Consider the following 14,262-nt stretch of genomic DNA (forward strand, 5'->3'; position numbering starts at 1 on the left):
GCGGTGGGTATTTTGTTATCCGCTTTCCAAATCTAGGCCGTCTGAAAATATTTTACCGCTTATATATAATATAATTATGCAACTTATTAATTATTCGAATTCTATTTTATCCATTGTTCCGGCAGCCATCGCGCTCGCCCTGGCCATTGCCACGCGCCGTGTATTGCTGTCCTTGGGTGTCGGCATTATCGTCGGCTCATTCCTGCTGGTAGGCGGTAATCCGCTTGATGCCTTGGTTCACTTGAAAGACATGGCCGTCAGCCTGACTTGGGCGGACGGCGATTGGTCTTTGGGCAAACCCAAAATCCTGCTCTTCTTAGTGCTTTTGGGGATTTTCACTTCCCTGCTGACGCATTCCGGCAGTAACCAAGCATTTGCCGATTGGGCAAAACAGCACATCAAAGGCCGCCGCGGTGCGAAGCTGCTGACTGCCTGCCTGGTATTCGTTACCTTTATTGATGACTATTTCCACAGTCTTGCCGTCGGCGCGATTGCCCGCCCTGTAACCGACAAATTCAAAGTTTCCCGTGCCAAACTGGCTTACATCCTGGACTCCACTGCCGCACCGATGTGCGTTTTGATGCCGGTATCCAGCTGGGGCGCATCGATTATTGCTACTTTGGCCGGCCTTTTGGTAACGTACAACATCACAGGCTACACACCGATGGGCGCATTCGTGGCCATGAGCCTGATGAATTACTATGCCGTCTTCGCATTGATTATGGTGTTTGTCGTTGCCTGGTTCTCTTTCGATATCGGCTCAATGGCTCGCTTGGAACGCGCCGCTTTAAACGAAATTCATGATGAAACCGTTGACACCGGCCATCCCAACGGCCGCGTATTCGCGCTGATTGTACCGGTTTTGGTACTGATCGCCGCCACGGTTTCCGCCATGATTTACACAGGTGCGCAAGCTTCTGAAACCTTCTCTTTGCTCAGCGCATTTGAAAATACCGATGTGAACACTTCCCTCGTGTTCGGCGGCACTTGCGGCGTATTGGCCGTCATCCTCTGTACCATCGGCACCATCAAAACCAGTGATTACCCCAAAGCCGTTTGGCAGGGCATCATCTCTATGCGCGGTGCCATTATCATCTTGATTTTGGCATGGATCATCAGCACCGTTGTCAGCGAAATGCACACCGGCGAATACCTCTCTACCTTGGTGGCAGGCAATATCCACGCAGGCTTCCTGCCCGTGATTTTATTTCTGCTCGCAGGCGTGATGGCCTTCGCTACCGGTACAAGCTGGGGTACATTCGGCATCATGTTGCCGATTGCCGCCGCCATGGCTGTCAAAGTCGAACCAGCGCTGATTATCCCCTGCATGTCCGCCGTCATGGCCGGTGCCGTATTTGGCGACCACTGCTCGCCGATTTCCGACACCACCATCCTCTCTTCTACCGGCGCACACTGTAACCACATCGACCACGTTACCTCGCAATTCCCTTACGCACTGACCGTTGCCGCCTCTGCCGCTATCGGCTACCTGATTTTAGGCATGACCGGCTCTGCGCCTTTAGGTTTTGTGGTAACCGGTATCGTGATGGTTGTGTTGATTTTCATCTTAAAAGACAAGAACAAAGCAACTGCCTAATTCAAAACCAATATTCAGACGGCCTGAGATATTCCGAAACACTCAGGCCGTCTGAATATTGCAATTACCCATATATCCATTATTCAGGACAAAACAATGAATACGCCCCATCTTCCACGCGGCCCCGTCATGGCCGACGTCGCCGCCTACCATCTGACCGAAGAAGAAAAACAACGTCTGCTCGACCCTGCCGTCGGTGGCGTTATTTTGTTCCGCCGCAACTTTGAAAACGTCTCCCAGCTCAAAGCTTTGGTTCAAGAAATCAAAGCCGTCCGCACCCCTGAACTCATCATCGCCGTCGACCACGAAGGCGGACGGGTTCAACGTTTTATTGACGGCTTCACCCGCCTGCCGGCCATGAACGTATTGGGCGAAATTTGGGACAACGAAGGCCAAGAAGCCGCCTGCGCCCAAGCAGAACAAGTCGGCTGGGTTTTGGCAACCGAACTCTCCGCCTGCGGTATCGACCTATCCTTCACGCCTGTATTGGATTTGGACTGGGGTCAATGCGCCGTTATCGGCAACCGCAGTTTCCACCGCGACGCCAACATCGTGACCCAGCTTGCCCTTGCCTTACAAAAAGGCCTGAACAAAGGCGGCATGAAATCTTGCGGTAAACACTTCCCCGGCCACGGCTTTGTCGAAGGTGACAGCCATCACGTTCTGCCTTGCGACGAACGCAGCCGCGAAGCGCTCGAAGCCGCCGACCTTATCCCCTTCCGCGCACTGAGCCAGGCAGGCATGGCCGCAGTCATGCCTGCCCACGTTGTATACCCGCAAATTGACAGCCAACCTGCCGGCTTCTCCGAAAAATGGCTGAAACAAATCCTGCGCCAAGAAATCGGATTTAACGGCGTTATCTTTTCAGACGACCTGACCATGGAAGGCGCATGCGGTGTCGGCGGTATTAAAGAACGCGCGCGACTTTCTTTTGAAGCAGGCTGCGATATTGTACTGGTGTGCAACCGTCCGGACTTGGTCGATGAATTGCGAGACGGTTTTCACTCGCCGGCAAACGCCGACTTGGCCGCACGTTGGCAATACATGGCCAACACATTGACCGTACAAGAAGCTGCCGACATCATGGCAACCGAAGCATTCCAAGCCGCCCAACAGGCGACCGCCAAACTGGCAACGCCCAAAGACATCGCAGGCGGTGTCAAAGTCGGCGAAGCATTCTGATTCAAGTCTGTCTGAAACATTGACGGCAAATAAAAAAGGAAGACTTGAAAAAGTCTTCCTTTTTTGATTCAAACCGATTAACGGTGTTGCGGATTGTAACGGCTTTCCAATCGCAGGAATACCCAACCCAAAACGCTTGTCAGCACCAAATAAATCAGCGCAATCGTATAAAGCGGTTCTTCATAGACAGAATAGCGGCCGGTAATCGTGCTTTGTACATAAGCCAACTCAGCCACGCCGATGACGGACAACAATGAGCTGTCTTTCAACAAAGTAATAAATTCACTGGCCAGTGGCGGCAACATACGGCGCAACGCTTGAGGCAAAATCACATAACGCATTGCCTGAGTATAGGTCAGACCCAAAGAACGTGCAGCTTCCATTTGGCCTTTATCAATTGATTGAATACCGGCACGGAAAATTTCACAAATATACGCACCCGAGTTCGCAACCAAAGCCAAAGAGCCGGCAATTAGCGCGCCATAAGAACGGCGCAGATCAACAGCTGCTTCGCCGCTAATCAGCACACCGTCGGCCGGGTGAACGAAAAATGGGAACCAAACATAAGCCCAAATCACAATTTGTACAAACAATGGCGTACCGCGGAACAGCGTCACATACCAAAAAGAAATCTTACGCAATACCCAAGCCAAAGCACGCATCGGTGCACCGGCTTTTTCCGGATTGATCAAACGCGCCAATGCCAGCAGCAAACCCAAAACCGAGCCGCCTGCCGTTGCAACCACCGTCAGTCCCAGGGTCGTCAACACACCGTATAAAAACATCCAGCGGTATTCATAAATAATATCAAAACGAAAATCCATAAATCTTCCGTCGGTCAAAATCGGTAACTAATCCGAATATTTTTTAAAATGAAGCTTGATATTTTACAAGAAAATACATTGCTTGAACGGTTTTTTGTTAAATTATTCCGCCCAACCCTGCTTTTTTTACATTTCCAATGAATTGCAGCCCCTTTTCGCCTTTGCCCATCTAGGACATTTTCCGTATAAAAAACAAAGCGCAAACCCGAGACAAAATTGACCGAAACGCAAAAACAGCGGATAATCCGCCCATTCTTCAAACATCTTTCAGACGGCCTTCTCTCTTCCCTTAAAGGCCGTCTGAAAACATTTTAAAAAGCATAAAACATGAAAGCACCCGAACTCTTATTACCGGCAGGCGGCCTCGAACGCATGCGTGCCGCCTACGATTACGGCGCAGATGCCGTTTACGCTGGCAGCCCGCGTTACTCCCTGCGCGCCCGCAACAACGAATTTGCCAAACTCGACGTTCTCGAGCAAGGCATTAAAGAAGCGCACGAGCGCAACAAAAAATTCTTCCTGACCGTCAACACGCTGCCGCACAACTCCAAGCTCAAAACCTTCGTTTCCGATATGGAACCCTTGATTGCCATGAAACCCGACGCGCTGATTATGGCGGATCCGGGTTTGATCATGACCGTGCGCGAAAAATGGCCGGAAATGCCGATTCACCTGTCCGTTCAGGCAAACACCACCAACTACTGGGGCGTGAAATTCTGGCAAAACATCGGTGTCGAACGCATTATTCTGTCGCGTGAATTGAGCATGGAAGAAATCGCCGAAATCCGCCAAGAATGCCCCGACATCGAACTCGAAGTCTTCATTCACGGCGCATTGTGTATCGCCTACTCCGGCCGCTGTCTGCTCTCCGGCTACTTCAACCACCGCGACCCCAACCAAGGCACCTGCACCAACTCTTGCCGTTGGGACTACAAGGTCCACAACGCCGTCGAAAGCGACGCGGGCGATGCCCAGCTTCTGCAAGGTTTCAACTTTGAAAAAGCCCAAGAAGAAGCCAACCAAAACTTCGAAGGCATCAACGGTCAAAAACGCCATCCCTACGCCGACAAAGTTTTCCTGATTGAAGAGTCCAACCGCCCGGGCGAAATGATGCCGATTATGGAAGACGAACACGGCACCTACATCATGAACTCCAAAGACCTTCGCGGCATCGAAGTGGTTGAGAAACTGGCCAAAATCGGCGTGGACAGCCTCAAAGTCGAAGGCCGTACCAAATCGCTCTATTATGTTGCACGCGTGGCCCAGTCCTACCGCAAAGCGATTGACGATGCCGTTGCAGGCCGTCCGTTTGATTACAGCCTGTTGAGCGAACTCGAAGGCCTTGCCAACCGCGGCTACACCAGCGGCTTCCTCGAGCGCCACCAAACTCAGGATTACCAAAACTACCTGACCGGCCACTCCATCGCCAAACAAAGCCAATATGTCGGCCACGTTACCGAAATCGATGAAAACGGCTGGGCGACCATCGAAGTTAAAAACCGCTTTGCAGTCGGCGATTCACTCGAAATCATCCACCCGAGCGGCAACCAAACCATCAAATTGGAACAAATGACCCGCAAAGGCCAGCCTGTCGATGTTGCCCCAGGCAACGGCATTCAGGTCAAAATCCCCAATATGCAGGGCAAAGAAAAAGCTTTGGTTGCGCGGATTATGAATCCTTAAGCATCAACCAAACAAAGGCCGTCTGAAAGTTTCAGACGGCCTTTTAAATGATCTATGCTGTTTTAAGCTTGTTCTTGCAATACGGCGGCGATCAATTCTTCCGCACCATCATCTGCCAGTTTCTTGGCGACAGCGCGACCCAAGGCATCGGCGTATTCGGCAGGTGCTTGCGCGTCCGCCTGCAAGATTACCGAGCCGTCGGGATGGCCGACCAAGCCGCGCAAGGTCAGCAAGCCGTTTTCTTCAGTGCAATATGCGGCCAGCGGCACTTGGCAGCTTCCGCCCAAAGCACGCGCCAATGCGCGTTCGGCCGTCACGCAGGCGTGTGTGGTATCGTGGTTCAGCGGCTTCAAGACTTCGTACAAATCTTCGCGATGCGCTGCAATTTCGATACCCAATGCGCCTTGTCCGGCGGCAGGCAGGCTGTCGGATTCCGACAAAATCATGCGGATGCGTTCGTCCAATTCCAGACGCTGCAAACCGGCGGCGGCCAAGATAATCGCGTCGTATTCGCCGTTATCGAGTTTGGACAACCGGGTTTGCACATTGCCGCGCAAAGGTTTGATGACCAAATGCGGATAGCGCGCGCGCAACTGGGCTTCGCGGCGCAGGCTGGATGTGCCGACGACGGCGCCTTTGGGCATTTCTTCCAAACGCGCGTATTGGTTGGACACAAACGCGTCAAACGGATTGGCGCGTTCGCCAATGGCTGCAAGCGCGAAACCTTCAGGCAAATCCATCGGTACGTCTTTAATCGAATGCACGGCCAAATCAGCCCGGCCGTCATACAAAGCCTGTTCCAACTCTTTGACAAACAAGCCTTTACCGCCGACCTTTGACAAAGTTCTATCCAAAATCTGGTCGCCGCGCGTGGTCATGCCCAAAATCTCGACTTCGCAATCGGGATACAGGGCTTTCAGACGGCCTTGGATGTGTTTTGCCTGCCACATGGCAAGCAGGCTTTCGCGACTGGCGATAACGAGTTTTTTCGGGTTCATAATGGTTGCCTGAAAGATGGAAAACGGCATGAAGTCTATCATATTTTGGGCGGTTTTTCAGACGGCATGGGGGTGAATATGTTATATTTACACCTAAAAACCAAATTTTCCGGACAACATGAAACGCGCCAAAAAATATCCTTTTTTATCCTTACAGCGGCAACGTTTTCATCTGAACTTTGAAAACGCCTCTTCCGCCGTTGACCTTCCGAGCGAACGTAATTTTTACCGCTGGGCATGGTCTGCCTTGAAAAACGAATACCGCCGCGCAGACATCAGCCTGATTCTTCTGGACGAAGAAGAAGCCCGCGCCTACAACCGCGACTACCGCGGCAAAGATTACGCCACCAATGTATTGAGTTTCGCGCTCAACGAAGGCGAAATCCTGCCCGACCAGTTTTCAGACGGCCTGTATGGCGATTTGGTGATTTGTCCGCAAGTGGTTTTGAAAGAAGCCAGCGAACAAGGCAAAACACCCGAGCAGCATTTTGCCCACCTGACCATACACGGCACTTTACACCTGATGGGCTACGACCACATCGAAGACGATGAAGCCGAAATAATGGAAGCCGAAGAAATCCGCCTGATGCTGGCGGCAGGTTTCCCCAACCCCTACCAAGAGGACGAATATTAAAATGGACGGTACGCAGTCGAAACCCAAGTTTTTCGAACGCCTGATCTCCCGACTTGCCGGCGAGCCAGACTCCGCCGAAGACGTATTGACCCTGTTGCGCCAAGCGCACGAACAGGAAGTTTTTGATGCCGACACACTGACCCGGCTGGAAAAAGTATTGGACTTTGCCGAACTGGAAGTGCGTGATGCCATGATTACGCGCAGCCGCATGAACGTATTGAAAGAAAACGACAGCATCGAGCGCATCACGGCCTACATCATCGAAACCGCCCATTCGCGTTTCCCCGTCATCGGCGAAGACAAAGACGAAGTTTTGGGCATTTTGCACGCCAAAGACCTGCTCAAATATATGTTCAACCCCGAGCAGTTCCACCTTAAATCCGTCTTGCGCCCTGCCGTTTTCGTTCCCGAAGGCAAATCACTGGCCTCCCTTTTAAAAGAATTCCGCGAACAACGCAACCACATGGCGATTGTCATTGATGAATACGGCGGCACATCCGGCCTGGTAACCTTTGAAGACATCATCGAGCAAATCGTCGGCGACATCGAAGACGAGTTTGACGAAGACGACAGTGCCGACAATATCCACGCCGTTTCTTCCGAACGCTGGCGCATCCACGCCGCAACCGAAATCGAAGACATCAACGCCTTTTTCGGTACGGAATACAGCAGCGAAGAAGCCGACACCATCGGCGGCCTGGTCATTCAAGAATTGGGGCACCTGCCCGTACGCGGCGAAAAAGTCATCATCGGCAACCTGCAATTTACCGTCGCACGCGCCGACAACCGCCGTCTGCACACCCTGATGGCCACACGAATTAAAGAAAACACGGATAAACCATGATTATTCTGGATCACGTCTCCAAACACTATCAAACACGCGACAACAAAGACTTTGTCGCCGTCGAGCCGACCAGCCTCGAAATTAAACAGGGGGAAATCTTTGGCCTGATGGGCTATTCCGGCGCAGGCAAATCCACCCTGCTGCGCCTGATTAACTTATTGGAACGTCCGGATACAGGTACCGTCAGCGTATGCGGCCAAGAGCTGACCGCGCTCAACGCCACGCAACTGCGCCACGCCCGACAAAACATCGGCATGGTATTCCAACAGTTCAACCTGTTGAGCAACCGTACCGTTGCCGAAAACGTCGCCTTTCCTTTAGAAATTGCCAAATGGCCGTCTAAAAAAATCCAAGCGCGTGTTGAAGAATGTTTGGAAATCGTTGATTTGCAAGACCGTGCCAACCATTACCCGTCCCAACTTTCCGGCGGTCAAAAACAACGTGTCGGCATTGCCCGCGCGCTGGCGCCGCAACCTCAAGTCATCCTTGCCGACGAACCCACTTCCGCCCTCGACCCTGCCACTACGCGCAGCGTTTTGAAGTGTTTGGAAGACATCAACCGGCGTTTCAACGTAACCATCGTCATCGTTACCCACGAAATGAGCGTTATCCGCCGCCTGTGCGACCGTGCCGCCCTCTTGGACAAAGGCCATCTGCTGGAAATCGTTGAAGTACACGGCAACCAAATCCATGCCCAATCCGAAATCGGGCAAGAACTGATTCGAGAGGACTAATATGGCAGATTTAACATTTGAAAGTGCTGTTGCGACCATCGTCAGCATGAAGGGCGAAATTATCCAAGCCTTGGGCGAAACCTTTATTATGGTCGGCCTATCGACTACTTTCGCCGTTATCTTCGGTACGGTTTTGGGCGTATTGCTGTTTGTAACGTCTAGCCATCAGTTGCACTACAACAAACAGCTGAATTTGTTTTTGGATAACCTGGTCAACCTGATGCGTGCCTTCCCTTTCGTCATCCTGATGATTGCCATGATTCCTGTTACACGCGCCATCATCGGCACAACCATCGGCCCGGTTGCCGCCTCATTGGTATTGAGCGTATCCGGCTTGTTCTACTTCGCCCGCCTGGTCGAGCAAAACCTGCGCGAAGTGCCTAAAGGCGTGATTGAAGCGGCCTCCGCAATGGGAGCCTCCCCCATGAGCATCATCTGCAAAGTGCTTTTGAATGAAGCACGCGCAGGTATGGTTTCCAGCATTACCGTACTGGCTATTGGCCTTCTGTCGTACAGCGCGGCGGCAGGTATGATCGGCGGTGGCGGCTTGGGCGACCTTGCCATCCGTTACGGCTACTACCGCTATCAAATGGAAGTCATCATCTTCATTGTTGCCATCCTGGTTTTACTCGTTATCCTGATTCAAGGCATCGGCAACAGATTGGCACGCAAACTGGACAAACGTTAATTAAACCTGGCCGTCTGAAATAAACTTACTATTTTTCAGACGGCCTGTTCTCTATTTAGGACATATATTCCCATTAAGTTTACAAAAAAGCATCCTCATATTTCCAAAATAGATTTACAATCCCTCTTTTTTGACGGCGGCAGCTTGAGGCCGTCTGAAACCGTTTTATCATCCATCTGGAGCAAAATTATGCGAATCAACCCATTCTTCAAAACCCTTTCTGCTGCTGCGCTGGCCATCGTATTGGCTGCCTGCGGCGGTCAAAAAGACAGCGCGCCGGCTGCCTCTGCCGCTTCTTCTTCCGACAACGGCACAGAGAAAAAAGAAATCGTCTTCGGTACAACCGTCGGCGACTTCGGCGATATGGTAAAAGACCAAATCCAACCGGCTTTGGAGAAAAAAGGCTATAAAGTCAAACTGATTGAGTTTACCGACTATGTGCGCCCCAACCTTGCTTTGGCTGAAGGCGAATTGGACATCAACATCTTCCAACACAAACCTTATCTGGACGACTTCAAAAAAGAACACAAGTTGGACATCGTTGAAGCCTTCCAAGTACCGACCGCACCTTTGGGCCTGTACCCTGGCAAATTGAAATCTTTGGACGAAGTGAAAGATGGCGTCAGCGTTTCTGCACCTAACGACCCGTCCAACTTTGCCCGTGCATTGGTTATGTTGAACGAATTGGGCTGGATTAAACTGAAAGCCGACGTTGATCCGCTGACCGCATCTAAAGCAGATATTGCCGAAAACCCTAAAAATATCCAAATCGTAGAACTTGAAGCCGCCCAACTGCCGCGCAGCCGTGCCGACGTTGACTTTGCCATTGTTAACGGCAACTACGCCATGAGCAGCGGCATGAAACTGACCGAAGCCCTGTTCCAAGAGCCAAGCTTCGCCTACGTTAACTGGTCTGCCGTCCGTACTGCCGACAAAGACAGCCAATGGTTGAAAGATGTAACCGAAGCCTACAACTCTGACGAGTTCAAAGCCTACTCACAAAAACGCTTTGCTGGTTACAAATACCCTGCGGCATGGGGTGAAAACGCAGCAGCAGGTGCTCAAGCCGAAGCCGCCTCTACTGCTTCTGCAACCAAATAAATCTCTCTTTAAAAAAAGGCCGTCTGAACGTTCAGACGGCCTTTTTCTATCATCACTCACAAAGTCAAAAAATTATTTTTTATTGATAACAATCACTTATATAATTTATTATATTAAACCGAATCAACTGTTGTAAAAATATTCAATAAAAATCTATGTTTTTATTCAATATAATCAATCACTAAATGAATTATTCTACTTTTTTATAATATTCACTGGTAATGTTCCGCTTATCCTGATATTATACCGTTTATCTAAAGACATCCGGTTATCTGCTTTTTAGACCGCTCATCTTAATTGCTTTAAACCACTTTGTCGGATTTTCCCATAATGTTGTGTTTCTCCGTTTCGAAGGGGTTTGAGCGGTCGAAATACCGTATTGCTTAGATATTAAAGCTTCGTGCTTTGAAATGAGTGAATTTTTGTTTTAAGTGTCGTAATCTCTTGCTAATTACTCCCAGCTGCAAGAGTTTCAGGGTTGTCTATTTGGACAACCCTTCTTTTTTATACTCCATTGTTTCAATAACTTAGACTTTCCCTTATTCATATATTCAAACCAACTGGCAAAACCATTCTTTTTCCCACCTCAAATCTTCTTCAATTCATTATTCGGCATTACCAGCCAAACCTGTGCATTTTTGACTTGGGCCGCTGCTCGGATGGCCGCTTCATCCATAATAGAAAATGCAGTCGAAAAAGCATCGGCAACCGCCGCACTCTCCGCCATAACGCTCATGCTTTTATAGCGCGGCTGGCTTCCGCCTGTGCGCGGGTCAAACAGATGGGTAAATTTGCCTGCCTCGTCCATTACCGTGCCATAGCCGCCCGATGTGGCAAACGCTTGATTTTTCATGGCAATGGTGGTCAGAATTTGGTCTTCTTGGTCAGGATTGCGGATGCTGACATTCCACTCGCGCTGGTTGGCATTATCAAAGCCGTAAATCTCCCCCATATCAATCAATGCCTGAGAAACGCCTTGCTGCTTCAACAATTCGGCTACTTTGTCGGTAATATAGCCTTGGGCAATGCCGTTAAGCGACAAGCCCATGCCTTTTTGGGCAAAACGGATTTCTTTGGTATCAAAATCGACTTTATTGAAGTCCACCAATTTAAGCGTATCTTTGATGCTGCGTTCGGACGGCGGCGTTTCGGTTTTCGGATTCCGTCTGAAATGGTCGGCATACAGATTCCACAAAGGCTGAATGCTGGGATCAAATGCACCTTGCGTCAGCCGATGAATATCCCGGCTGATACTGAGCAGCTGCAAAAAATCGGATGGCGGATTTTTCAGACGGCCTTCTCGGTTTAAGTGGCTGATCAGGCTGTCGTCCCGATACAGGCTGAAGATTTTTTCCAATCGTGAAACTTCCGCCAATACTTTGTTGATCAGTATCTCTGCCTGCCTGCGCTCAACGCCGAACAAACGCAATTCCGCACCCGAGCCTAATGCAATCCCTTTCCAGATAACAGGCTGCCCTTCTTGATTCGGCCCGGCTGAATGAGTCGGCTGATTGGTTTTTCGGCTGATGACAAAGGGAATGCCGGCACCGGCGGCAAGTGTGGCGGCGATGGCAATGAAGCGGCGGCGCGTTAAAGGGGTGGACATGGCGTATTCCTTGGATTTTTTATTTTTACATTGAAAGCCTGCATCATTAAATATCAATCGGCAGCCTTCAACACAAAGGCCGTCTGAAATGGTTTCAGACGGCCTTTATTGATTGTTTTATTTGAAAATATATTCGTCGGGCATCTCTGCGAAACCGACAACTCTGCCGCCTTTTTCTTTGGCGAATTTTTCAGCTTGTGCCTTGTCGGCAAAAGGAAGCGCATCTTCCGCCCCCATGCCGCCGATAAAGCTGCTTTCGATAACGTAATAGGCCTTTTTCGCATCTATCCATTCGGTGTCGGCATTGGGTTTTTCCCAATCTTTGACTTTACCCATATCGGTAACATAGATGACATGAATGCCTTTCGGCTCTTCAGGCAGCTTGGTGTAGCCGAACATCTGCTTGATGGTGGAAAACCAAACTGGTTTTTCAGGTTTGCCGTTCAAGAAGATTTGCGCTTTAGGGCCGTTGTGTTCAGTTAAATTCATGCTGCAGTAATGACCGACCGCACTGTCGCTGATTTGTTGGGGCGCAGGCGGAGGGCTGTTGTCCTGCTTGCTGCAGGCTGCCAATGCGATGAGTGTGAAGGTAGTCAATAATATTTTTCTCATATTTGTCGCTTTCCGAAAATCCAGGCGGCTAAAATCAAAGGAATGATAACCCATAATACCTGAGCCGTCAGCAAAACAGGCATACTCAGGCTGATTTGTTCGCTCAAACCCGCCATGCCGGCATACATGGCTGTATTTTCGTAACCCGTCAGGTTCAGCAGGCGATAAATGTCTGCGGGGTTGAACAAAAGAACGGTTTCCACTATAGGCGCGGTAATGACTTGTTCGGTATCGGCAACCAAAACACCCAAAAGCGCCATATCGAAAATAACGACAAAAAACAGCCATACGCCGATGGCGATACCGGCGGCGGTACCACGTTCTTTAACTTTTGCGCTGATCAAATAGCCCATGGACAAAAAGGCTGCGCCAAGAATCACGCTGGCAGCAATCAAAAGGGCGAAAGGCTGCCATGCGGCAATATCAAAACCGCCGTTGGCAAGCTGAAGGGTAATACCTGCCAACCCGTAACCTGCCGTGGTAGCAAGGGCAAGGATGATGAGGTGGCCGATAAATTTACCGGCAAGGATTTGGTTGCGCGAGATGGGGTAACTTAACAGCAACGCCATTGTACCGCGCTCGATTTCGCCAATCAGTGCATCATAAGAGAGCAACATTGCAATCAGCGGAATCAGGAAAATAGACAGGCTGGACAGGCTGACTACAGTTACCGTCAAGGGATCAACCTTGACCGAACCGGTAGGCGAGCTACCGAGAAAGCCTAATGACAGTGCCAATGCGGCAAGCAAAAGTGCGGCAGCAAGAACCCAACGGTTGCGCAGGCTGTCGCGGACTTCTTTGCCGGTAATAATCCAAACGGGGTTCATACGTCTTCCCTCTTCAAGAATTGCGCGTACATATCGTCAAGTGTAGGCGTGTGGATATCGATGTAGGCAAGACTGCCCAAATCACCCAATTCGCTCAAAAGAGCCATGCGCTCTTCTGCTTTACATTGCGCTTGGTATGACAGGCCGTCTGAAAGCGGATGCCAACGCTCGCTCAACGGGCGCGCTTCTTTCAAGCGGACGTTGACGGTCAGCGGCAGGCCGCTTTGAACATGCAACTCATCCATGCTGCCGTCGGCAACTTTCACGCCGTTTTTCATGACGATGATGCGGTCGGCGTGGCCGTCAAGCTCGGCCAGTGCGTGGGTGCTGAGCAATACGGTTGCGCCGCGCCCATTGAGTTCGCGCACAACTTCGTAAAACATTTGGCGTGAGGCCGGGTCAAGGCCTGTGGTCGGTTCGTCAAACAATAAGACTTTAGGCTCGCCCAACAAGGCTTGTGCCAAAGCGAGGCGTTGGCGCATACCTTTAGAGTAAGTGCCGACACGGCGGCGTGCGGCCTGAGAAATGCCGACACGCTCGAGCAATTCGCGGTTTTTACTCAGGGGCTGTTTTTTAAGTTTGGCATAGAAATCCATGGTTTCGATACCGGTCAATGAAGGATGCAATGCAACCGTTTCAGGCAGGTAACCGATTTGGCTGCGACGCTGCGCCCCTGCTTTACTGCCGGTCGGTTCTCCCAAAAGCATCACTTCGCCCTCGGTCGGCGTAATCAGGCCGAGTATCAGCTTCATAATGGTGGACTTGCCTGCACCGTTGTGTCCTGCCATGCCGACGCTCTCGCCAGCCTTGAGAACCAGATCGACTTGGTTGACGGCCTTTTGGCTGCCAAACTGCTTGGTCACGTTTCTTAATTCAACGTGGTTGGTACTGCTCATGGATATTCCTCTAGTGAATGTTTCAGACGGCCTTTG

At 50.6% G+C, this 14,262-nt stretch carries 14 protein-coding genes; 8 read left to right on the forward strand and 6 right to left on the reverse strand.

Annotation, left to right across the window (positions count from 1 at the left end; translation table 11 throughout):
• Window positions 1-76 precede the first annotated feature (76 nt).
• Together HMPREF2711_RS05560 and nagZ are read left to right on the forward strand one after the other, a co-directional pair.
• Entirely contained in the window at window positions 77-1,597 is a 1,521-nt protein-coding gene (locus tag HMPREF2711_RS05560; RefSeq protein WP_049359165.1) for a Na+/H+ antiporter NhaC family protein, read from the forward strand.
• 96 nt (window positions 1,598-1,693) lie between these two features.
• Window positions 1,694-2,779 (forward strand): beta-N-acetylhexosaminidase, encoded by a 1,086-nt coding sequence (gene nagZ / locus HMPREF2711_RS05565; protein ID WP_003748585.1) that lies wholly within the window; start codon window positions 1,694-1,696, stop codon window positions 2,777-2,779.
• 77 nt (window positions 2,780-2,856) lie between these two features.
• On the opposite strand, the gene HMPREF2711_RS05570 is transcribed toward nagZ, so the two are convergent.
• A complete protein-coding gene (locus HMPREF2711_RS05570; protein ID WP_003748587.1) occupies window positions 2,857-3,603 on the reverse strand; it encodes an amino acid ABC transporter permease in 747 nt (248 codons plus the stop codon).
• 327 nt (window positions 3,604-3,930) lie between these two features.
• Here HMPREF2711_RS05570 and yegQ point away from each other — a divergent pair, with 327 nt between their 5' ends.
• Window positions 3,931-5,286 (forward strand): prephenate-dependent tRNA uridine(34) hydroxylase TrhP, encoded by a 1,356-nt coding sequence (gene yegQ / locus HMPREF2711_RS05575; protein ID WP_003748589.1) that lies wholly within the window; start codon window positions 3,931-3,933, stop codon window positions 5,284-5,286.
• 62 nt (window positions 5,287-5,348) lie between these two features.
• Here yegQ and hemC read toward each other — a convergent pair whose 3' ends face one another.
• Window positions 5,349-6,284, reverse strand: coding sequence for a hydroxymethylbilane synthase (hemC, locus tag HMPREF2711_RS05580; protein WP_107810756.1), 936 nt, complete (start codon window positions 6,282-6,284; stop codon window positions 5,349-5,351).
• Window positions 6,285-6,402: 118 nt separating this feature from the next.
• Here hemC and ybeY point away from each other — a divergent pair, with 118 nt between their 5' ends.
• From ybeY to HMPREF2711_RS05605, 5 genes are all read left to right on the forward strand, one after another.
• Window positions 6,403-6,918 carry an rRNA maturation RNase YbeY gene (gene ybeY, locus HMPREF2711_RS05585; protein WP_003748592.1) on the forward strand — a complete coding sequence of 172 codons (516 nt, stop codon included), beginning with the start codon at window positions 6,403-6,405 and terminating at the stop codon, window positions 6,916-6,918.
• A gap of 1 nt (window position 6,919) precedes the next feature.
• On the forward strand, window positions 6,920-7,762 hold the full coding sequence (locus tag HMPREF2711_RS05590; protein WP_003748594.1) for an HlyC/CorC family transporter: 843 nt from the start codon (window positions 6,920-6,922) through the stop codon (window positions 7,760-7,762).
• On the forward strand, window positions 7,759-8,496 hold the full coding sequence (locus tag HMPREF2711_RS05595; RefSeq protein WP_003748596.1) for a methionine ABC transporter ATP-binding protein: 738 nt from the start codon (window positions 7,759-7,761) through the stop codon (window positions 8,494-8,496). The genes HMPREF2711_RS05590 and HMPREF2711_RS05595 overlap by 4 nt, the downstream gene beginning before the upstream one ends.
• A 1-nt stretch (window position 8,497) precedes the next feature.
• The gene (locus HMPREF2711_RS05600; protein ID WP_003748598.1) at window positions 8,498-9,184 is read left to right on the forward strand and encodes a methionine ABC transporter permease; all 687 of its coding nucleotides are present in this window, start codon (window positions 8,498-8,500) and stop codon (window positions 9,182-9,184) included.
• A gap of 189 nt (window positions 9,185-9,373) precedes the next feature.
• The gene (locus HMPREF2711_RS05605) at window positions 9,374-10,285 is read left to right on the forward strand and encodes a MetQ/NlpA family ABC transporter substrate-binding protein (RefSeq protein ID WP_003748601.1); all 912 of its coding nucleotides are present in this window, start codon (window positions 9,374-9,376) and stop codon (window positions 10,283-10,285) included.
• 586 nt (window positions 10,286-10,871) lie between these two features.
• Here HMPREF2711_RS05605 and HMPREF2711_RS05610 read toward each other — a convergent pair.
• The 4 genes from HMPREF2711_RS05610 to HMPREF2711_RS05625 form a co-directional block, all read right to left on the reverse strand.
• A complete protein-coding gene (locus HMPREF2711_RS05610; protein ID WP_003748603.1) occupies window positions 10,872-11,891 on the reverse strand; it encodes an FAD:protein FMN transferase in 1,020 nt (339 codons plus the stop codon).
• A gap of 117 nt (window positions 11,892-12,008) precedes the next feature.
• Window positions 12,009-12,503 (reverse strand): nitrous oxide reductase accessory protein NosL, encoded by a 495-nt coding sequence (locus HMPREF2711_RS05615; protein ID WP_003748604.1) that lies wholly within the window; start codon window positions 12,501-12,503, stop codon window positions 12,009-12,011.
• Entirely contained in the window at window positions 12,500-13,330 is an 831-nt protein-coding gene (locus tag HMPREF2711_RS05620; protein WP_003748606.1) for an ABC transporter permease, read from the reverse strand. The genes HMPREF2711_RS05615 and HMPREF2711_RS05620 overlap by 4 nt, the downstream gene beginning before the upstream one ends.
• On the reverse strand, window positions 13,327-14,226 hold the full coding sequence (locus tag HMPREF2711_RS05625; protein ID WP_003748608.1) for an ABC transporter ATP-binding protein: 900 nt from the start codon (window positions 14,224-14,226) through the stop codon (window positions 13,327-13,329). The genes HMPREF2711_RS05620 and HMPREF2711_RS05625 overlap by 4 nt, the downstream gene beginning before the upstream one ends.
• Window positions 14,227-14,262 lie beyond the last annotated feature (36 nt).

This window comes from Neisseria sp. HMSC070A01 (assembly GCF_001810165.1).
GTDB lineage: Bacteria > Pseudomonadota > Gammaproteobacteria > Burkholderiales > Neisseriaceae > Neisseria.

Bases quoted from the DNA above. Each gene is read 5' to 3' on its own strand.
- HMPREF2711_RS05615 (WP_003748604.1), bottom strand. From the start codon at position 12,503: ATGAGAAAAATATTATTGACTACCTTCACACTCATCGCATTGGCAGCC.
- HMPREF2711_RS05610 (WP_003748603.1), bottom strand. From the start codon at position 11,891: ATGTCCACCCCTTTAACGCGCCGCCGCTTCATTGCCATCGCCGCCACA.
- hemC (WP_107810756.1), bottom strand. From the start codon at position 6,284: ATGAACCCGAAAAAACTCGTTATCGCCAGTCGCGAAAGCCTGCTTGCC.
- HMPREF2711_RS05605 (WP_003748601.1), top strand. From the start codon at position 9,374: ATGCGAATCAACCCATTCTTCAAAACCCTTTCTGCTGCTGCGCTGGCC.
- HMPREF2711_RS05560 (WP_049359165.1), top strand. From the start codon at position 77: ATGCAACTTATTAATTATTCGAATTCTATTTTATCCATTGTTCCGGCA.
- ybeY (WP_003748592.1), top strand. From the start codon at position 6,403: ATGAAACGCGCCAAAAAATATCCTTTTTTATCCTTACAGCGGCAACGT.
- HMPREF2711_RS05590 (WP_003748594.1), top strand. From the start codon at position 6,920: ATGGACGGTACGCAGTCGAAACCCAAGTTTTTCGAACGCCTGATCTCC.
- HMPREF2711_RS05570 (WP_003748587.1), bottom strand. From the start codon at position 3,603: ATGGATTTTCGTTTTGATATTATTTATGAATACCGCTGGATGTTTTTA.
- nagZ (WP_003748585.1), top strand. From the start codon at position 1,694: ATGAATACGCCCCATCTTCCACGCGGCCCCGTCATGGCCGACGTCGCC.
- HMPREF2711_RS05620 (WP_003748606.1), bottom strand. From the start codon at position 13,330: ATGAACCCCGTTTGGATTATTACCGGCAAAGAAGTCCGCGACAGCCTG.
- HMPREF2711_RS05595 (WP_003748596.1), top strand. From the start codon at position 7,759: ATGATTATTCTGGATCACGTCTCCAAACACTATCAAACACGCGACAAC.
- HMPREF2711_RS05625 (WP_003748608.1), bottom strand. From the start codon at position 14,226: ATGAGCAGTACCAACCACGTTGAATTAAGAAACGTGACCAAGCAGTTT.
- HMPREF2711_RS05600 (WP_003748598.1), top strand. From the start codon at position 8,498: ATGGCAGATTTAACATTTGAAAGTGCTGTTGCGACCATCGTCAGCATG.
- yegQ (WP_003748589.1), top strand. From the start codon at position 3,931: ATGAAAGCACCCGAACTCTTATTACCGGCAGGCGGCCTCGAACGCATG.